The sequence below is a fragment of the Sphingopyxis sp. NFH-91 genome (genome assembly GCF_021401285.1).
GTDB classification, from domain to species: Bacteria; Pseudomonadota; Alphaproteobacteria; order Sphingomonadales; family Sphingomonadaceae; genus Sphingopyxis; species Sphingopyxis terrae_A.
The window spans coordinates 836,987-856,121 of record NZ_JACBGA010000001.1 but is presented as its reverse complement, the minus strand read 5'-3'; the positions used below and the strand labels follow the sequence as shown (position 1 = coordinate 856,121).

16 protein-coding genes are annotated in these 19,135 nt (G+C 63.9%); 9 read left to right on the top strand and 7 right to left on the bottom strand.

The genetic code is table 11. The features are described 5' to 3' along the window. Positions 1-4 precede the first annotated feature (4 nt). Both L0963_RS04215 and L0963_RS04210 read right to left on the bottom strand, forming a co-directional pair. On the bottom strand, positions 5-454 hold the full coding sequence (locus tag L0963_RS04215) for a response regulator (protein WP_086457017.1): 450 nt from the start codon (positions 452-454) through the stop codon (positions 5-7). Continuing rightward, a complete protein-coding gene (locus L0963_RS04210) occupies positions 447-1,949 on the bottom strand; it encodes a sensor histidine kinase (protein WP_217372567.1) in 1,503 nt (500 codons plus the stop codon). Before L0963_RS04210 ends, L0963_RS04215 begins: the two co-directional genes overlap by 8 nt. Positions 1,950-2,461: 512 nt before the next feature. Between L0963_RS04210 and L0963_RS04205 the strand changes: the two genes are divergently transcribed. The 7 genes from L0963_RS04205 (at position 2,462) to L0963_RS04175 (ending at position 9,572) form a co-directional block, all read left to right on the top strand. After that, positions 2,462-3,121: a hydrolase gene (locus L0963_RS04205; RefSeq protein WP_217372568.1), complete on the top strand. Its 660-nt coding sequence runs from the start codon at positions 2,462-2,464 to the stop codon at positions 3,119-3,121. A 68-nt stretch (positions 3,122-3,189) separates the two neighbouring features. Further along, on the top strand, positions 3,190-4,026 hold the full coding sequence (locus tag L0963_RS04200) for an alpha/beta fold hydrolase (protein ID WP_217372569.1): 837 nt from the start codon (positions 3,190-3,192) through the stop codon (positions 4,024-4,026). Between the two features lie 23 nt (positions 4,027-4,049). After that, a complete protein-coding gene (locus tag L0963_RS04195; RefSeq protein ID WP_186402721.1) occupies positions 4,050-4,298 on the top strand; it encodes a XapX domain-containing protein in 249 nt (82 codons plus the stop codon). Beyond that, positions 4,295-6,226: an amidohydrolase gene (locus tag L0963_RS04190; RefSeq protein WP_217372570.1), complete on the top strand. Its 1,932-nt coding sequence runs from the start codon at positions 4,295-4,297 to the stop codon at positions 6,224-6,226. The genes L0963_RS04195 and L0963_RS04190 overlap by 4 nt, the downstream gene beginning before the upstream one ends. A 3-nt stretch (positions 6,227-6,229) precedes the next feature. Further along, complete coding sequence (locus L0963_RS04185; protein WP_217372571.1) at positions 6,230-6,640, top strand: DoxX family protein; 411 nt, start codon at positions 6,230-6,232, stop codon at positions 6,638-6,640. Further along, a complete protein-coding gene (locus tag L0963_RS04180; protein WP_062900507.1) occupies positions 6,637-8,214 on the top strand; it encodes an MFS transporter in 1,578 nt (525 codons plus the stop codon). The genes L0963_RS04185 and L0963_RS04180 overlap by 4 nt, the downstream gene beginning before the upstream one ends. Beyond that, positions 8,214-9,572, top strand: coding sequence for an alginate export family protein (locus L0963_RS04175; RefSeq protein WP_217372572.1), 1,359 nt, complete (start codon positions 8,214-8,216; stop codon positions 9,570-9,572). Before L0963_RS04180 ends, L0963_RS04175 begins: the two co-directional genes overlap by 1 nt. Here the strand turns inward: L0963_RS04175 and L0963_RS04170 are convergent. Next, entirely contained in the window at positions 9,569-10,498 is a 930-nt protein-coding gene (locus L0963_RS04170) for a LysR family transcriptional regulator (RefSeq protein ID WP_217372573.1), read from the bottom strand. The genes L0963_RS04175 and L0963_RS04170 overlap by 4 nt on opposite strands. 111 nt (positions 10,499-10,609) lie before the next feature. On the opposite strand from L0963_RS04170, the gene L0963_RS04165 reads away from it, so the two are divergent. Beyond that, positions 10,610-11,308, top strand: a complete 699-nt coding sequence (locus L0963_RS04165) for a pirin family protein (RefSeq protein WP_186402716.1) — start codon at positions 10,610-10,612, stop codon at positions 11,306-11,308. 54 nt (positions 11,309-11,362) lie between these two features. Beyond that, on the top strand, positions 11,363-12,061 hold the full coding sequence (locus L0963_RS04160; protein WP_217372574.1) for a pirin family protein: 699 nt from the start codon (positions 11,363-11,365) through the stop codon (positions 12,059-12,061). Between the two features lie 421 nt (positions 12,062-12,482). Here L0963_RS04160 and L0963_RS04155 read toward each other — a convergent pair whose 3' ends face one another. The 4 genes from L0963_RS04155 to L0963_RS04140 form a co-directional block, all read right to left on the bottom strand. Further along, complete coding sequence (locus tag L0963_RS04155) at positions 12,483-13,739, bottom strand: cation:proton antiporter (RefSeq protein WP_062900512.1); 1,257 nt, start codon at positions 13,737-13,739, stop codon at positions 12,483-12,485. Positions 13,740-13,785: 46 nt separating this feature from the next. Next, entirely contained in the window at positions 13,786-15,063 is a 1,278-nt protein-coding gene (locus tag L0963_RS04150) for a DUF2254 domain-containing protein (RefSeq protein ID WP_217372575.1), read from the bottom strand. 84 nt (positions 15,064-15,147) lie between these two features. Further along, positions 15,148-16,140, bottom strand: coding sequence for a cation diffusion facilitator family transporter (locus L0963_RS04145; protein WP_217372576.1), 993 nt, complete (start codon positions 16,138-16,140; stop codon positions 15,148-15,150). Between the two features lie 50 nt (positions 16,141-16,190). Then, the gene (locus L0963_RS04140) at positions 16,191-18,587 is read right to left on the bottom strand and encodes a membrane-bound PQQ-dependent dehydrogenase, glucose/quinate/shikimate family (RefSeq protein WP_217372577.1); all 2,397 of its coding nucleotides are present in this window, start codon (positions 18,585-18,587) and stop codon (positions 16,191-16,193) included. Between the last annotated feature and the right edge of the window lie 548 nt (positions 18,588-19,135).

The following is a 19,135-nucleotide window of genomic DNA, read 5'->3' as shown; positions in this document are numbered from 1 at the left end:
CCGGTCAGGCCTGATCGGGATCGGGGACCTGGATCACCGACAAAAAGAGGCCGAGCTGGCGGATCGCATCGGCGAAATTCTCGTAATTCACGGGCTTGGTGATGTAGACATTGCAGCCCAGATCATAGCAGCGCTGGATCTCGACCTTGTCGTCGGTCGTCGTCAGCACCACGACGGGCGTCCGCCGCAGCGCACTGCCCTCGCCTTTGAGCCGCGCCAGAATATCGGTCCCGCTCATGTCGGGAAGATTGAGATCGAGAAGGACGAGCGCCGGACCGTTGCGCGCCGGCCCCTCTTCGGCGTCATAGAGAAAGTCGAGCGCCGACGTGCCGTCGGTAAAGTGATGGATGGCGTTCGAAATGCCGGCGCGGCGGATATTCTTTTCGATCAGCCGGGCATGACCTTCGTCATCCTCGATCATCACGATATTCACGGATTGCTGTTGATCAGGCATTTTCTTCTCCGCCTTTCCATTCGACCGGCAATGTGAGACGGAAAATCGATCCCTCGTCCAGCGCCGATTGCACGTCGATCGTGCCGCCAAGGCGATAGGCAAGCGCCCTGGCGTGTGCGAGACCGATGCCCTCGCCGGGCTGGTCCTGTGTTCCCGACCTTCTGAAAAGGTCGAAGATGCGATCATGGTCGCGCGGGTCGATCCCGCGGCCATTGTCCTTTACCTCGACGTATGCCCGTCCATATTCGCATTGCCCGCTGACGGCGATCACGCCCGCCCGCCCGGGCTTGAGATATTTGAGCGCATTTTCGATGAGGTTCGAGAGTATCTGTTCGACGGCGAGCCGGTCGTTGACGATCTGCGGCAAATCGCCGATTTCGAGCCGCGTCCCGGTTTCCTGGATGCGGTGCTCGAGGCTGTCGGCGATCGTCTTGACGACGAGCCCAAGGTCGAGCCGTTCGGGCGCCAGCGACCGCCGACCCTGGCGCGACAGATTGAGGATCGCGTTGATGAGCCGGTCCATCTTCTGGGTGGAGCTGCGGATGAAGCCGATCGCTTCGGGAAGGTCTTCCTCGATCGCGAGGCGGGTCGCGGGATCGGGCGCCTGCCAATTTCCTTCCTCGCTGCGCGCGAGATAATCGGCGATCGCCTTGCGCGCCGCTTCCAGCTCGGCGGTGAAGCCCATCACATTGACCAGCGGCGAGCGAAGGTCGTGACTGACGATATAGGCGAAGCGCTGGATCTCGGCATTGGCCCGGCTGAGCTCGGCGGTGCGCGCTTCGACAAGCTCCTCGAGGCTTTCGTTCAAATGGCGAAGCTGTTCGCGCGACAGGCGAAGGTCGACGAGATTGCGGCGAATGAGAAGAAGCGTGATCGCGGCGACCGCCAGAATGAGCAGCCCGGTGATCAGCAACGTGGTGTTGAATAGCGCCTGCGTGCGCCGCTGCTTGCTTTCGCGCTCGCGAAGCAGCGCGAGTTCGTTCGCCATCATGGCATCGACCACCCTGCGAACGTCGCGGACATAAGCGACCCCCGTATCGCTCGCAAACCCCTCGACGACCGCGCGCCGTGCCGCGATGCCGCCGCCGATCGCCTTGCGATTATAGGCGCCATAAGCGTCGATGAGCTTGCGAAGCCGCGCCACGCGCGCCACCTGCTCCGGATTGTCCCGGATCAACGCGCCAAGTTCGCCGAGCTGTGCCCGGGCGCTCTCCTCGGCCTTGTCCATGATCGCGGCGAAGCGCGGGTCGTTGGTCAACAAAAGCCCGCGTCTTGCGGTCTCCATCCGCTCATTGGCGCTCGCGAAGGCGCCAAGTCGCGCCTCGACCAGCAGCGTGTGCGAGACGCGCTGGGCAATTTCCTCATTCTGGCGCTGGGTCCAATAGGTTGCCGCGGCAGCAACGAGCAGCGCGACAAATCCGAGCGCGAGCAGCGCTACGATAGTGCGGCTTGCGCGGCGGTCGCGTCCGAGCGACGCGATCTTCTTCGATTCCATAGAGGTTGCCGTCTCCGCGCCGCGAGTGGAGAAGACCCATGGCGAGACCGGACAGATTGCGCAAGCCCTCGAAAAGCGAACGCAGGAACGCTGGCCGGGCGAACTTAACCTAGATCAAACTGCCGCGCCTATCGCCTCTCAGGTTCAATCGACCGAGCGGTGGGCGAGCTACTCCTCATCCCCGAAGCGTGCCGCGAAAAATATGGCCAGCATGAGCATGATCGCAAATGCGACCAGCCCGATAAAAAGCATCCCCTGCCTCATGCCTCCATCCTTACCAGACCTAGCCGACCACACAATCGCATTGGATCCGTCTTGCCCGCCGCGTTGCCGCTATTGATAAAAGCCCAATGACATCCACTGGTCGCCGTGCGGCGCTGATGATTTGCTTTTCTATATTTTAGAATGGAAGCGGCAATTTTATCTCACTGTTTAGGATGGCCGCCTCCGCGTAGATCGACTGTACCCCGAATGATCGGGATCACCGATCTTCCAGAGAAGGAGTGCCACCCATGTCGATCAAAGCCACCCCGACCCCCGCCAAGGCGCTGCTGGATCCAAGCGATCATGCGCTGGTCCTCATCGATTTCCAATCGCAGATGGCGTTCGCCACCAAGTCGATCGCACCCGAACTGCTTCGCAACAACGCGGCACTGGTCGCCAATAGCGCTGCCGGCTTCGCCGTCCCGACCATACTGACCACGGTTGCCGAGAAGAGCTTCTCGGGCCCGATGTTCAGTGAGATCACCGATGCATTTCCGGGGCAAGCGCTGTTCGATCGCACCAGCATGAACACCTGGGAAGACGCCGCCGTGATCGGCGAAGTCAATCGCATTGGCAAGGAGCGGCTCGTGTTCGCCGGCCTCTGGACCTCGGTCTGCATCGTTGGCCCCGTGCTCTCGGCGCTTGAACAGGGCTATGACGCCTATGTCATCACCGACGCGAGCGGCGATATCTCGACCGAAGCGCATGAGCGCGCCGTCGAGCGCATGGTGCAGGCCGGCGCGAAGCCGATCACCTCGCTGCAATATCTGCTCGAACTGCAGCGCGACTGGGCGCGCGCCGAAACCTATGACCTCACGACCGGCATCGCTCGCAAATGGGGCGGCGCCTACGGCCTTGGGATCACCTATGCCAAGACGATGTTCGGCGCCTCCGAGGCCTCGAAGTGATTTCACCCGCCGGACCGGAGGGTTGTTGAATCCGGTCCACTCCATCCAAATGCTGAAGGGAATTTGTCATGAGCTATGTAACCACAAAGGACGGCACCCAAATCTTCTACAAGGACTGGGGTCCGAAGGACGCGCAGCCGATCGTCTTCCATCATGGCTGGCCGCTGTCGTCGGACGACTGGGACAACCAGATGCTCTTCTTCCTCGCCAAGGGGTACCGCGTCGTGGCGCACGACCGCCGCGGTCATGGCCGGTCGCAGCAGGTGAGCGAGGGTCATGACATGGATCATTATGCGGCCGATGCGGCGGCCGTGATGGAACATCTCGACCTGCGGAACGCGGTTCATATCGGGCACTCGACGGGCGGCGGCGAAGTCGCAGCCTATGTCGCCCGCTACGGCATTCCCCAGGGCCGCGTCGCCAAGGCGGCGCTGGTATCGGCGGTGCCGCCGATCATGCTGAAGACCGACCGCTATCCCGGCGGCCTGCCGATCGAAGTGTTCGACGGAATCCGCAGCGAACTGGCGGCCAACCGGTCGAAATTCTTCCGCGACCTGCCCTCGGGCCCCTTCTACGGCTTCAACCGCGAGGGTGCGACCGTCATTCCTGCCGTAATCGACAATTGGTGGCGTCAGGGCATGATGGGCAGCGCCAAGGCGCATTATGACGGGGTCAAGGCCTTTTCGGAAACCGACCAGACCGAAGATTTGAAGGCGATCAGCGTGCCGACCCTCGTGCTGCACGGCGACGATGATCAGGTCGTGCCGTACAAGAATGCCGGCGTACTCCAGGCCGAAATCCTGCCGAATGCGACGCTCAAGATCTACGAGGGCTTCAGCCACGGCATGCTGACGGTCAACGCCGACGTCATCAACCCCGACCTGCTGGCCTTCGTACAGGCCTGAGGCAAATAAGGGAGAACGGACCCGTGAAAATCTATCTCGTCTCGCTGGGCGCCGGACTGCTCGCCGGTCTTGTCTACAGCCTGCTCGGTGTCCGTTCTCCCGCGCCTCCGGTCGTCGCGCTGGTCGGCCTCGCCGGAATCCTGCTCGGCGAACAGATCGTCCCCGTCGTAAAGCGCCTCGCCGATACCACTGAACTGGCTCGCTTCGTCCGCGAAGATTGTGCACCCCAAGTCCTCGGCGCACCGCCGCAGCGCCGCGAGCATGACGCATGAACCCGATCACCCGCCGCCAGGCGCTTGCCGGCGCCGCCACCACCGCCCTTCTCTCATCATCGGAAAGCTTTGCCATGAGCCCCAAGGATCTGATCATCGTCAACGCCAAGGTGACCACGCTCGACAAGGGCAATCCCGTCGCCGAAGCGGTCGCGATCCGCGACGGAAAATTTCTGAGCGTCGGCGGTGAGCAGGCGGTCCGCGCCGCCGCCGGACCCGACGCAACCGTCATCGATGCCAAAGGCCGCCGTCTGATCCCGGGGCTGATCGACAGCCACATCCACGTCATCCGCGGCGGGCTCAATTATAATATGGAACTGCGCTGGGACGGCGTGCCGAGCCTCGCCGAGGCGATGGCAATGCTGAAACGCCAGGCGGAACACACCCCGCCGCCGCAATGGGTGCGCGTCGTGGGCGGCTTTACCGAGCATCAGTTCGCCGAAAAGCGCCTGCCGACGCTCGACGAGATCAACGCCGCGGCGCCCGAGACGCCAGTGTTCATCCTCCACCTCTACGACCGCGCGCTGCTTAATGCCGCCGCGCTGCGGGCGGTCGGATACACGAAGGACACGCCGAACCCGCCGGGCGGCGAGATCGTCCGCGACGCCGCCGGCAACCCGACGGGTCTGTTGCTCGCGCAGCCCAATGCGACGATCCTCTATGCAACGCTCGCCAAGGGGCCGAAGCTGCCCGAGGAGTATCAGCTCAATTCGACGAAGCACTTCATGCGCGAACTCAATTCATTGGGCGTGACCAGCGTGATCGACGCGGGCGGCGGCTTCCAGAATTATCCCGACGATTACCAGATCATCGAAAAACTGCATCAGGACGGCGAGATGACGCTGCGCATCGCGTACAACCTCTTTACGCAAAAGCCGAAGGAAGAGCTCAAGGATTTCGCCACTTGGTCGACCCAGGTTAAACCCGGCGACGGCGATGACACCTATCGTCACAATGGCGCGGGCGAGATGCTCGTCTATTCGGCCGCCGACTTCGAGGATTTTCGCGTCGAGCGGCCCGACATGCCGGCGAACATGGAAAGCGACCTCGAACCCGTCGTCCGCTTGCTCGCGGAACGGAAGTGGCCGTGGCGGCTCCACGCGACCTACGACCAGACCATCGGCCGCGCGCTCGACGTGTTCGAAAAGGTCAACAAGGATATCCCGATTCAGGGCCTCAACTGGTTCTTCGACCATGCCGAGACGATCAGCGAGCGCAACATCGACCGCATCGCCGCACTCGGCGGCGGCATTGCGGTCCAGCACCGGATGATGTTCCAGGGCGAATATTTCATCGAACGCTATGGCGCCAAGGCCGCCGAAGCGACCCCGCCGATCAAGCGGATGATGGAGGCCGGAATCCCCGTCGGCGCGGGCACCGACGCGACGCGCGTCGCGAGCTACAACCCGTGGGTCTCGCTCTCGTGGCTCGTCACCGGCAAGACGCTCGGCGGCACGAACCTCTATCCAGTCCGCAACCGCCTCGACCGCGAAACCGCGCTGCGCCTGTGGACCGAAAAGAATACATGGTTCTCGAACGAGGTCGGCAAGAAGGGACAGATCAAGGCCGGCCAGCTCGCCGATCTCGCCTTGCTTTCGGACGATTATTTCAGCGTCGCCGAAAGCGAGATCGTGCATCTGCGTTCGGTGCTGACCATACTCGGCGGCAAGATCGTGCATGGCGAGGGCGATTATGGCCCGATCGCCCCCACGCTGCCCAAGCCGATGCCCGACTGGTCGCCGGTCGCGACCTTCGGCGGCTATCATCGCCGCCCCGAAGGCGCGCAGAAGATGGCATCCGCATGCGGCTGCGCTTCGTCTTGCGCCGTCCACGGCCATGACCATGCCGCAGCGCTCGGCGCCAACACCCCCGCCGCCGACGTCCAGAGTTTCTGGGGCGCGTTCGGCTGCGGTTGCTGGGCAGTCTGATCGATGAACGCGCCCGCTCCCATCGCCCGCCTGCTTGGCAAGCGCGGCTTCTCAACCCTCGCTGCAGCGCTTCTCACCTTGCCTTATTGGACGAGCGGGATCACCAAATTATTCGATATGTCAGGCGCGCTTGGCGAGGCCCGGCATTTCGGGCTCGAACCTGCGATACTCACCGTCATCGCAACGATATTCGTCCAGATCGGCGGATCGCTCCTCGTCATCCTAGGCCGCCAGGCGTGGCTCGGCGCGGGCGCGCTCGGCGTGTTCACCGCCGCGGCGACGCTGATCGCGCATCCCTTCTGGCAAGTCGCCGACCCGATGGCGCGCTTCCACGAACGCAATACTTTCCTCGAACATGTCGGACTTATCGGCGGCCTGATGCTCGCCGCGATCCTGCGGACGCAAAAATCATGACCGACACGGCTTCCCCTCCCCCGCGTCCGCTGGCGAGCCCGCTATTCCGCGCGCTGTGGATTGCCACGGTCGTCTCGAACATCGGCACCTGGATGCACGACGTCGGAGCGGGCTGGCTGATGACCTCGCTGTCGCCCGATCCGCTGATGGTCGCATTGGTGCAGGCCGCCACAACCTTTCCGATGTTCGTCCTCGCGCTTCCCGCCGGAGCGCTCGCGGATATCGTCGACCGGCGCAAGCTGCTGATGGGGGCGCAACTGTTCGGCCTAACCGGCGCGGCAATTCTGTCGGCATTGACGCTCGCGGGTCTGACCGACGCCCGGGTCCTGCTCGCCTTTACCGCCGCCATCGCGATTGGCGCGGCCTTTTCGGCGCCTGCCTTCCAGGCGATCGTCCCCGAACTCGTGCCAGGACCCGCACTGCAACAGGCGGTCGCGCTCAATTCGCTGGGCGTCAACATCGCGCGCGCGATCGGCCCCGCGCTCGGCGGCCTGATCATCGCAGCATCCGGGCCGGGCGCAGTATTCGCCGTCAATGCCCTTTCCATCCTCGGCATCTTGGTGGTGCTCGCGCGCTGGCGGCGTGTCGCTCCCGATCGGCACCTGCCCGCCGAGCATATGGTAGGCGCGATGCGCGCCGGCTTGCGCTATGCGCTGCGAGCGCCCGAACTCAAGGTCGTGCTCGTCCGCTCAGTCGGCTTCTTCCTCTTCGCCAGTGGTCTCTGGGCGCTGCTGCCGATCATAGCGCGCCGCGACCTCGGGCTCGGCCCGCTTGGCTATGGCGGCCTCCTCACCTTCATGGGATTGGGCGCGATCGGCGGCGCGATGCTGATGCCAAAGCTGCGCGGCACAATGGGCGCCAATGCGATCACCCTCGCCGCCTCGATCCTGCTCGCCATCGCCATGGCGGGCTTGTCGCAGGCTGCGCAATTCGCGACCGCTGCGGCGGCGTTGTTCGTCGCGGGACTCGCATGGATCGCAATGATGGCGTCGCTCAACGGCGGCGCTCAGGCAACCTCGCCGGGCTGGGTCAAGGCGCGCGCGCTCGCCATCTACCTGCTCATTTTCCAGGGTTCGATGGCGGCGGGCTCGACCTTGTGGGGATCGATCGCCTCGCACATCGGCGTGCCATCGACCCTGCTTGCGTCCGCCACTTTGCTCGTTGCAGCGAGCCTGATCCTCGCCTGGCGCTTTCCGCTCGACCGCGCGAGCGCGCTCGATCTTGCGCCTTCGTCGCATTGGCCTGCGCCGCTTGTCGACGGCGCGGTCGAACATGACAGCGGACCGGTGCTGGTGACGATCGAATATCACGTCGACCCGGCGAAGCTGTCCGACTTCTTCACCGCAATGCAGGCGATGCGCCGCATTCGCCGCCGCGACGGCGCAATCCATTGGGGTGTTTACGAGGATACCGCGGCGCCTGGCACAGTGGTGGAAACCTTCACCGTCGAAAGCTGGCTTGAACATCTGCGCCAGCATGATCGCGTCACCAACGCCGACCGCGTGCAGCAGGACGCGCTCGCTGCCTTTCTGAACGGCGAGGCGCCAGTCGTGCGCCATTTCGTCACCCGCTGATGCGCCACCTCCTGCTCCTCGCCGCGCTCGCGCCCGCAACGGCCTTTGCGCAATCGGTCGAGCAGACCAATTTGCGCTACGACGAGGATTGGTCGCTTCTGCGCGACATGCCGCGCGAAGGCTGGCGGCAGCCCAAATATGTGCCGCTCGATGACACGGGCGATGCCTATCTGACCCTCGGCGCCGAAGCACGGGCGCGTTTCGAGGGCTTCGGCAACAATCTGTGGGGCGATCCGCCGGCGCCCGACGATGGCTATCTCTGGCTGCGTGTCATGCCGCATGCGGATTTTCACGCCGGCCCGGCGCGCGTCTTCGTGCAGGGTATCGCTGGCTATGCGCGCGGTGTCGCTGCGGGCAAGGGCCCGGCCGACGAAAGCGGGATCGACCTGTTGCAGGGTTTTGCCGACGTCCGCGTCGCGCTGGGCGGGGCCGGCAAGCTGACACTGCGCGGCGGGCGTGAACTCGTTGCGCTCGGGTCAGAGCGGCTTGTCGGCATCCGCTATGGCCCCAATATCCCGCAGGCTTTCGACGGCGTGCGCGCAATCGCGGATATTGGCCCGGTCCGCCTCGACGCATTTCATCTCCGCCCCGTGGCGATAGGTGCCGGCAATTTCGACGACCGAACGTCAACGACCCGGCGGCTCGACGGGCTTTACGTGACCGTCACGCCCGCGATGGACGTCGCGATCGACGCCTATTGGCTGGGATATGCCAATGAAGCCGCGCGCTTTGCCGGTCGCGCCGGGCGCGAGATGCGCGACACATACGGGCTGCGCTTCTTCGGACGCCGCGGGGACCTGGGCTGGAATTGGGAAGCGATGCTGCAGCGGGGCCACTTCGCGGGCGACCGTATTCGCGCCTGGTCACTCGCGACCGAAACCAGCTGGAGATTTCCGCAGGCGGCCCTGAAGCCGCGCCTGCGCCTTCGCGCAAACATCGCCAGCGGCGACCGCGATGCCACGGACGACAGACTCGGCACCTTCAATGCGCTATTCCCGAAGGGCAAATATTTCGGCGAACTGTCGCCGATCGGGCCGCGCAACATCATCAACCTCCATCCCAGCATCGATTTCGACCTTGGCGATGGGGCGTCGCTCGAACTCGTCGCCGCACGCTTCTGGCGAGAAAGCCGCGGCGACGGCATCTACGACATACCGGGCGGCCTCATCCGTCCCGCTGGCGGCAGCGAAGCGCGCCACATCGGCGACCAGCTGGAAATTTCGGTTGCTTGGCAAGCGACGACGCTTCTGTCCTTCGCCGCCTCGCTCTCCGCCTTTCGCCCCGGCTCTTATATCCGCGACACAGGACCAGCCCGCACGATCCAAATGGTTGGAGCCGAGGCAATGCTGAAGCTCTAAAGATCGATCATCCCGGCAAGCTCGGCGTCATTCTGTCCGAGCTCGACAAATTGTTCAAGCAGCCACAATGCCGCCGGGCCGGGCGGCGTGTCACGGCGCCAGACGCCCGCAAAGCGATAGGTCCCTCCTGGATGATCGGGCATCGCAAGCTGGATCAGCGTTCCCGTGACAAGATCGGACTCGATCATCGTCAGCGGCATATTACCCCAGCCTATGCCCTCGCGCAGCAACGCATGCTTGGCACCGAGATCGGCAAGTCGCCAGGTCTTGGGGCTCATCACCGAATAGTCGCGCCCCTCGGTGAACCGCGATCGGTCGGTCAGGACCAGCTGCGTATAGTCGCGTCCCGCGCCCGGCGGAATTCGTTCCATCCGGCTAAGCGGGTGGTCGGGCGCGGCGACCGGGACCATTGGGATCGATCCCGCCGCTATGCATTCGACCCCCTCGACCCCGGCGGCCAGCGGCCCCGATATGCCAAGGATCGCCTTGCGATCGAGAACCATTGCGGTAATCGCCCCGAGCGCTTCGACATGAAGCCGCAGCTGCACCGTCGGGAACTTGGCCGCAAAGGCACGCAGCACCTTACCAAGCCTTTCGGACGGCAGCATCACGTCGACCGCGAGATCCACCTCTGCCTCCAAGCCGTCGAGCATCCCCTTTACCTTGGCGCGCAGGCCATCGATTCCGACGGAAATCGCGCGAACTTCCGACAGCAGCGCGCGGCCCGCGACGGTGAGCTGCGGTTTGCGCGTTCCCTCGCGTTCGAAGAGCGTGAGGCCGAGCTGCGCCTCAAGATTGGAAATGCCGTAGCTGATCACCGAAACCGCGCGATTGAGCTGACGACCCGCCGCCGCGAAGCTGCCCGTGTCGACGATAGCAAGGAAGATGCGAAGCTGGTCCAGCGTCGGGGTGCCGGGATTGTTCACTTTTCCACTTCCTCGAACAGTTCGATGCAATTTATCCCACTGAACCAAATGGCGGGCAATGTCTAAAAGCTTTTCAACGGCAGCCACCCCGGCGCGCCCTGGAGACACAAAATGATCGAACTTCGCCCTTTCGACAGCCTTGGAGGCGCCAATCACGGCTGGCTCGACGCCAAACATCATTTCTCGTTCGCGGGCTATCACGATCCCGCGCGCACCAGCTGGGGCAATTTGCGCGTCTGGAATGACGACACGATCCAGCCGCAGACCGGCTTCCCGCCGCATCCGCACCGCGACATGGAAATCATCACCTATGTCCGCGAAGGCGCGATTACGCATCAGGACAATCTCGGCAACAAGGGCCGTACCGAAGCCGGCGACGTGCAGGTCATGAGCGCCGGAACGGGTATCCGCCATTCGGAATATAATCTCGAGGACGTCACCACGAAGATCTTTCAGATCTGGATCGTTCCGACCCGCAGCGGCGAAGCGCCGCAGTGGGGCGCCAAGCCTTTCCCCAAGGGCGAACGCTCGGGCAGGTTCGTCACGCTCGCCTCGGGCTACGAAAATGACAATGACGCGCTGCCGATCCGCACCGACGCGCGCGTCGTCGGCGCGACACTGCGGGCCGGCGAGACTGCCGAATATCCGCTCGGCAAGGACCGCAAGGCCTATCTCGTCCCGGCGAGTGGCGCGGTGCAGATCGACAACCTCCGCGTGAATGCACGCGACGGCGCAGCAATCAGCGATATGGACATATTGCGCGTGACAGCGATCGAGGACAGCGAGATCGTCCTCGTTGACGCAGCATGACGAAAGGCTGGAGCGTCGCCATCGCGGCGGCGCTCCAGCCACAGGAGAAAATAGATGATCCAGTTCAGGGATCGCGGCGCGCGCGGCCGTCACCAAGGCGGTCAGATCGACGCCCGTCACAGCTTCTCCTTCGCGGACTATAACGACCCCAGACACATGGGATTCCGGGCTCTTCGCGTGCTTAACGAAGACCGCGTCGTCCCCGGCGCTGGCTTCCCCGAGCACGGCCATCAAGACATGGAGATTGTGACGATCGTCCTGAAAGGCGCCGTTGTGCATCGCGACAATCTGGGCAACAATGCGATCATTCGCGCGGGCGAGGTGCAGCGGATGAGTGCCGGCACCGGCATCCGGCATAGCGAGCGCAACCCCAGTGCCGACGAACCCACCCATCTGCTCCAGATATGGATTATTCCGGCCGAGGCTGGCGGCGCGCCTTCTTATGAACAAAGGTCGTTTGCCGACGACGGTGCGCGCAACCGCTGGGTCACGATAGCAAGCGGTGATGCGCGCCGCGAATCGCTGACGCTGCGGCAGGACGCGGTGATGGACGTCGCGCGCCTTGACGACGGGAATATCCTCACGCGCTCGCTCGACCCGACACGCGGCTATTGGGTTCAAGTCGTCGCAGGAATCGTCAGCCTCAACGGAACCGAAATGCGTGAAGGCGACGGCGCCGCGGTCACTTCGGAAGACAGGCTTGCGATCGAAGCGGAAACCGACGCGGAGGTGCTGCTAATCGATCTACCCTGACCCGTACGGTGCGCCCAAGCCCCGATCACAGCAAGGAAAATGACCATGTGGTCAAGCATCGATCCCGCCGACCGAGCGGCTCCTGTCGACTTCGACTGGCTCTTCCCCGCAGATCTTCAGCGTGTATTCAACGCGCGTGACGCCGGCCTGCGGGCCGCTGCAATTAAGACATCAATGTTGCGGAGCCGATAATGTTCGAGGCTGATGCCTTGCGATCTGCTCCCGAGGCCGGCGGCGTCCACCACCACGGCAAAGGGGCAATGCTCGGGCATGCGGGACCCCTATCCACTCCGCATATGGTGACGGGAAAGGGATGTCGGCGAAATAGTCCACGGCAAAATAGCTCGCCTTTGAATAGTGCTCAATTCAACGGTCTAATTCCCCGCTCTGCCAGATGCTCTATCACCGTCGCGCCCTGGCCCTAGGACCGCGCTTCGCGCCATTTGATGGCCCGTCCGATCGTACCGCCCTGCACGATGACCGAAAAGAGAACCGCAATATAGGTTGCCGCGAGAATATAGGGGCGCTCCGGGCCGTCCGGCAGGCCGAGTGCGAGGGCGATTGATATGCCGCCGCGCAGGCCGCCCCAGATCAGCGTAATCGGCGCCAGCCTGCCCAGCGGGAGCAAGGTTCGCATCACGCCCAGAGGGGCCAGCACGGACAGGCAGCGGGCGGCAAATATGAGCGGAATCGTGAGTGTACCCAGCAGAATAATCCGCGTGTCGGAGGGAATGGTAACGACCTCAAGCCCGATCAGCAGAAACAGCAGCGCGTTCAGAATGTCGTCGATCAGACTCCAGAATTTGAGCAGATAATCGCGCGTCATGTCACTCATCGCGTGCGCGACGCCGTGGTTGCCGATGATGAGCCCCGCGACGGCCATCGCGACTGGACCGCTGACGTGCAGCTGGCTGGCAAGAGCGTAGCCGCCCATCACCACTGCGAGGCTGATCATCACCTCGGTCTTATACTCATCGATAGACTGCATGGCCCTGAAGGCTGTCCAGCCGATGACAAGGCCCAGAAGAATCCCGCCGCCCGCCTCGGCCACGAACATCCGCAGGGCGTGCGGCGGCGAAAGGGGGGCGCCGCTTGCCGCTGTAGCAAGTAGAATCGCGAATATCACGACTCCCACGCCATCGTTGAACAGGCTTTCCCCCGCCACGGTCGCCTGCAGCGTGGGTGGAACATCGGTTTCGCGCAGGACACCCATGACGGCGACCGGGTCGGTCGGGCTGATGAGCGCCCCGAAAACCAGGCACCAGATCAGGGGTATGGCGATACCCATCCAGCCCGAAAGCAGGTGAAGTCCGGCACCGACGAGCGCCGTCGAAAGAAGGACGCCGATCGTCGAAAGCGCCAATATTGCCCAGCGCCCCCTGCGCATTTCGGTCCAGTCGACATGGAGCGCGCCCGCGAACAGCAGGAAAGAGAGCATCCCGTCCATCAGCGCTGCGTGGAAATCAATGCCGGCGATAAATTTCACGATTTCGTCCGCCACCGATGGCCCTGACAGCAAACGATCGAGCGCGACGACGAGAAGCGACGCAACGGCGCCCATGATTGTCAGGCCTATACTGGTCGGCAGGCCGATGAAGCGGTGATTGATATAGGCAAGCGCCGCGGCGAGGACGATCAGGATTGCCGCCGCATCAAAGGGCGTGATGACGAAGCTCATCGGGTCGCTTCCTTTCTTGCTGTCCGCTGCGGCCGTTGCACCGCTTCTATTCGTCGGGCAGCGCGTCGACCCAGGCCGCGCGTTTCTTGAGGCGGTCGAAATCATGGTCGAACATCCCGGCCTTGCCTGCCCGTTCGAGCGCCCGCGCCGCGTGCGACCGCGCGCAATCTGCATAAAGCTCCCGATTGTTCCTCGCCAACGCCTCGAGGGCGAACTGGAGGCGCATCTGGACTTCGACCAGTGCCGCACCGTCGCGGGCGATCGGATTGAAGAAGTCGTCGAAGAGGTCGCGCGCTGCCAGATCATGGGCGTGAAGCCCCTCGAAACAGGGCTCCTGTGGCTCGGACCGGGCATCGCCATAGGCGAGCATGACGCGCAGGCCGGCACCGATGACTTCAATTGCGGTGCCTGGGTCGTTGACCGCGGGCGACAAGGCTCGCGACGCGATTTCGGAGAGCACGATCAGCCCGAAGCGTGGATCCTGATCATATTCGCGATCGGCACCAATGGTGATGCATTTGGCGATCCGGGCGGCGCAGACATCGTGCGCGGGCGGCGACACGTAGGCGACGGGACGCGCGGCATGAACGAAGGATCCCGCGATAACGTCTATGTGAATGGTGACGCTGGCATCGGCGGCGATGTCGGCGAGCGCGGCCATGTCGATGTGCCGGACATAACCGACGTCCGGGCACATAACTTCGGACGCGCCATAAGGGATCATCGTCCAGGGCCGCGCCCCAAGGCGCGGGCGGTTCCCCCATTGCCCCGCAGGCGCTGTCGCGGCCTCTTCGACACGCTTGATCGTGTCGCCTACGCGCCCGAACTTGCCCAGTTGCTCGATCCAGCGCAGCAGGGTGCCGGCAATGATCAGCAGGACGGCAAGCGTGGCGCCGAACAGGATGATCCGCCCCTTGTCGCTGTAGAAGCCGGCGGCGAGGCCGATGATCCCCACGATGCTGAAGAGGAAACTGCCGATGAAGGTCGCGAGCGTGTTTTGCGCGACAGAATCGCTCAGCAGCAATTTGGTCGACCGAGGGGTGACGTTAGCCGCCGCCGCCGAATAGGCCGACACCATGACCGAAAGCGAAAAGGTCGTCACCGCCAGCATGCTCGAAGCGAGGATATCGAGGATATTGCCGACCGAGCCTGCCGCCAGGGTGAGGTTGAAGTCATAGGGGATCAGGGGCTCGGCTATCGCGGCGAGCACCGCCGTTGCTACCGCGGCGAGGCTGAACATTGCCGCGCGGACCCATATCTGCTTCCTGAACTGGCGCAGCAGCCAGCTGGTCCGGCCGATGAACGGCCCGTCGAGCGGCATCATTATGGCCTTCCGAACGCCGTAGCAGCGTGCCGTGTGGGCGGATATTGCACCTTCATCCTCCTGTCGCTGCTGCCGTTCCCTCGGCTATCGGGTGGAGGGAGCGCCGCCGGTGTTGGTAGCACAGGCGGACGCCGACTGCATCAGCCGCGCGTCCTCGCGCCGTTCAGGCCGGATGTAGATGGAGCTGATGTCGGGGGCGGCCGCCTTGAGTTCGGCCTCAATCGCCGCGATGAGCGTCTCGGCGTCGCCCATGCGCAAGTCATCCTCGAAATCGGCGCTCACCGCGACGAATATCGCCTTTGGCGCGGTGTGAATGGTACGGACATGGTTGACAGCACTGACGCCCGCACGCGCGCCCACCGTCTGCTGGATCATGGCAATCAGCGCCGGATCGGCGGCTTCACCGATCAATAGCCCTTTCGCTTCGCGGGCCAGCAGCGCGGCAACTGCGGCGAGGATGAGGCCGATCGCGATCGATGCGACCCCATCGATCCGCGCATCGCCGGTCGCATGACTGAGCCAGACTCCTGCCGCGGCGATGAGGAGCCCGGCAAGCGCCGCGCTATCCTCGAACAGGACGATGAAGGCTGCGGGATCCTTTGACTGCCGGATCGCCTGCCACCAGCTGCGTCCGCCGCGCCCGGCATCGAAAGCCCTCACGGCCAGCGCCCAAGATGCACCTTCGAGCAGGAAGGCAATCGCGAGTACGATATAGTTTATCGCGGGATCGCGAAGCGGAGCAGGAGCGCGGATATGGATCCAACCCTCGTAGATCGACATGCCCGCGCCCGCCGCGAAGATGAGGATCGCCACCACGAACGCCCAGAAATAGAGTTCGCGGCCGTAGCCGAAGGGATGGCGGGCATCGGGCGAGCGGCTCGCCCGGCGCTGGCCATAGAGCAGCAGCATCTGATTGCCGCTGTCGACGAGCGAGTGAATGCCTTCGGAGGCCATCGATGAGGACCCGGTGATGGCGGCGGCGACCAATTTGGCCGCAGCGATCCCAAGATTGGCGAAGAGCGCGCCAAAGAGCACGATATTCGCCTTTAGATGACGAAGGGAAAGCGAGTTACTCATCGGTCCACCCCGACGAGAATCGATTGCCTGACTGTTAACATATCCCGCGATCAGGGCAGCGCATAGGCCACGACCTCATCACCGACGGGTGTCTCCATGAAATGATGGCCACCGGCATAGATCACGAGATACTGTTTGCCATTGGCTTCATAGGTCATCGGCGTCGCCTGCCCGCCGGCGGGCAGCACGTCAGACCAGAGCGTCTTTCCGGTCGCAAGATCGATTGCCCGGATCAGATTGTCGGTAGCGGCCGCGACGAAGATGAGACCGCTCGCCGTCACCACGGCGCCGCCATTGTTCGGCGTGCCGATGGTAACGGGCAGCATCGAGGGGATGCCGAACGGACCGTTGGTTCGGGCGGTGCCGATCGGGCGGTCCCAGATCGTCTTGCCGGTCGCGATGTCAATCGCGCGAATGCCCCCATAGGGAGGCTGCTTGCACAGCAGCCCCGTAAAGGGCAACCGCCACCCGGCGTTGACGTCGATCGCATAGGGAGTATGCGCCTGGGGATCGCCTGCCCCTTCGGCCCCGCCGATAGTGCCGCGTGCCTGATCGCGCGGCGCCCAACCCATTTCATTTGCTTTGCGCCGCGGTACGAGGCGCACATAGTTGGGCATGTCGTTATAATTGGCAACGATCACCCCGCGCACGGGATCGACAGCGACCCCGCCCCAGTCCGTGCCGCCATTGTAGCCGGGATATTCGATCGAGCGCCGCATGCTTTCGGGAGGTGTGTAAAAGCCCTTGTAGCTCGCCTGGCGGAACTGGATACGGCAGATCATCTGGTCGATCGGCGACATGCCCCACATATCCTTTTCGGTAAGGTCGGGCTTGCGCAGCGTGTGCCAGAGCGACACGATCTGCGTCGGCGCGCGATCCTTGGGCTCGACGCCGCCGCCGGGCGCCCTGATCGTCCCGATCGGGGTCAGCGGCTTGCCCGTTCGCCGGTCGAGCACATAGATGTCGCCCTGTTTCGACGGCAGCACGATCGCTGGCACGGTTCCGGTCGCCCCCGGATAATCGATCAGTGTCGCCTGCGCACCGAAATCATAATCCCACACGTCCTTCTTGACCGCCTGGAAATGCCAGCGCGGCTTGCCCGTCGTCACGTCGAGCGCGACCAGCGAGGTTGCAAATTCATTCTCCGCGGGGCGCCGCAGGCTCGAATAATAATCGGCCGCGGCATTGCCCATCGGCAGATAGACGAGGCCAAGCGCTTCATCGCCCGAAGCGATCGTCCACATGTTCGGTGTTCCCCGCGCCCATGTCTGGCCTGCGGGAGGATAGCCGTCCCAATCGGGATGCATCATGTCCCACGCCCATTTGAGCTTGCCGGTTGCCGCGTCGAAGCCGCGGATCACACCCGATGGTGCCCAGCGGTCCTGCCCGTCGAGCACCTGGTGCCCGGTCACCACGACCCCGCGCACGATCGTCGGTGGCGAGTTGATCGAAACATAGCCCGGGGGCGTGTTCCCCATTCCGATCTTGGTGTCGACCTGACCGTTCGCCCCGAAATCCTGGCAGGGTCTGCCGGTGACGGCGTCGAGGGCGAAGAGCCGCGCGTCAAGCGTTCCGAAGATGATCCGCCGCGCGCAGGGCTGACCGGCAGCTGCTGTCGGAACGGCATAATAGCTCACGCCGCGGCAAGCCGCTGTATAGGGGATTGCATCATCGGGGACCTTCGGGTCGAAGCGCCAGCGCTGCTTGCCGGTCGCCGGGTCGAGCGCCATGACGATATTCTTCGGAGTGCAGATGTAGAGGCTGTCGCCAATCTTGAGCGGCGTATTCTCCGCGCCATAAGTCCCTTTGGCGGCGCTGGACGGCAGATCGCCGCTATGGATCGTCCAGGCGCGCTTGAGCGTGCCGACATTGGCGGGAGTTATCTGTGCGAGCGGCGAATAGCGACGCGCGCTTTCGGTGCCGCCATAGGCAGGCCAGTCGACCCCGGTCTGCATGAGCGCCGGGTCGGTCATCGCCATCCGGCTCGCCGGCAACGGCCCGAGCGGGCGCGATGCATTCAGCCAGCCGAGGGTGGCGCCGCCCGTGGCCAGCAGGAGAAGGACAAGCGCGCTCCCTGCAAGCGCAAATCGCCAGCGCCGGGGCCGCTTCGACAGCGCGGCCATCGCGAACAGCACGGCGACAAGGAGCACGGCGGGCGCGACGACGCGCGGCACGAGCGCCCAGCCGTTGCCGCCCACTTCCCAGAACGCCCAGAGCAGCGTGAACAGCATGACGGCGCCGTAGAGCCAGCCGCCAAGCATCCGCCCGCGCATCAGGAGCAGGCCCGCAGCCAGCATCGTAGCGCCTGTGGCAAGATAATAGAGGGACCCGCCGAGCAGCGCGAGCCAGAGCCCCCCTGTCACAAGCACAAGCGCAATGAGTGTCAGGAGCGCGCCGACGAAGAGCGCGATAAGGGGAGCCGGAAAAAGCGTGCGGAAGCGGATCATCGCCAGTCCTTCTTATGGGGCGCGTATAAAGCACCGGACGCGCGGCAGGGCGGCCGCATCGCGCACCCCGACAAGGCAGTAACACGCCGCAGCGCCGAACGATGCGTCGCGCCGAAGTAAATGTTGCGCGGGCGGGCCTCCCCCGCGACCGCGCCGCCGACAGATATTCAGGGGCGGGCATTATTCTGGGAGACCTTGCGCCCCTAAAAACAGACCAGACCTCGGCAATCTGACGCTCGATTACGCCGACCAAGCGAGAAGCGCGCGCCTTCATCTATCTCGATGACAGTGCGGTCCGCGACCCTTGCGCTTTGTAAAGAGGCGGCCGGTTCAAAAGCATGCAGCTCGCGAGGCTCGGCAACCAGATCGCCCGGGCCCCGGACCCGACCTCGACGCGCAGGCTTGAGCACCGCATCGAGATTGAGCGCACGTTAGCGACCCTAATCGTTAAGACTATCGGCGACCAGATGCACTGGGATCGCGATCGGCATAGCGATTGAAGGCATCCGGACCGTGGGCCACCACCGGCGGTAATCAGCCCCCACCGC

Coding starts and splice junctions, on each gene's coding strand:
- L0963_RS04215 (WP_086457017.1), bottom strand. CDS start 454: ATGCCTGATCAACAGCAATCCGTGAATATCGTGATGATCGAGGATGAC.
- L0963_RS04210 (WP_217372567.1), bottom strand. CDS start 1,949: ATGGAATCGAAGAAGATCGCGTCGCTCGGACGCGACCGCCGCGCAAGC.
- L0963_RS04205 (WP_217372568.1), top strand. CDS start 2,462: ATGTCGATCAAAGCCACCCCGACCCCCGCCAAGGCGCTGCTGGATCCA.
- L0963_RS04200 (WP_217372569.1), top strand. CDS start 3,190: ATGAGCTATGTAACCACAAAGGACGGCACCCAAATCTTCTACAAGGAC.
- L0963_RS04190 (WP_217372570.1), top strand. CDS start 4,295: ATGAACCCGATCACCCGCCGCCAGGCGCTTGCCGGCGCCGCCACCACC.
- L0963_RS04185 (WP_217372571.1), top strand. CDS start 6,230: ATGAACGCGCCCGCTCCCATCGCCCGCCTGCTTGGCAAGCGCGGCTTC.
- L0963_RS04180 (WP_062900507.1), top strand. CDS start 6,637: ATGACCGACACGGCTTCCCCTCCCCCGCGTCCGCTGGCGAGCCCGCTA.
- L0963_RS04175 (WP_217372572.1), top strand. CDS start 8,214: ATGCGCCACCTCCTGCTCCTCGCCGCGCTCGCGCCCGCAACGGCCTTT.
- L0963_RS04165 (WP_186402716.1), top strand. CDS start 10,610: ATGATCGAACTTCGCCCTTTCGACAGCCTTGGAGGCGCCAATCACGGC.
- L0963_RS04160 (WP_217372574.1), top strand. CDS start 11,363: ATGATCCAGTTCAGGGATCGCGGCGCGCGCGGCCGTCACCAAGGCGGT.
- L0963_RS04155 (WP_062900512.1), bottom strand. CDS start 13,739: ATGAGCTTCGTCATCACGCCCTTTGATGCGGCGGCAATCCTGATCGTC.
- L0963_RS04150 (WP_217372575.1), bottom strand. CDS start 15,063: ATGATGCCGCTCGACGGGCCGTTCATCGGCCGGACCAGCTGGCTGCTG.
- L0963_RS04145 (WP_217372576.1), bottom strand. CDS start 16,140: ATGAGTAACTCGCTTTCCCTTCGTCATCTAAAGGCGAATATCGTGCTC.
- L0963_RS04140 (WP_217372577.1), bottom strand. CDS start 18,587: ATGATCCGCTTCCGCACGCTTTTTCCGGCTCCCCTTATCGCGCTCTTC.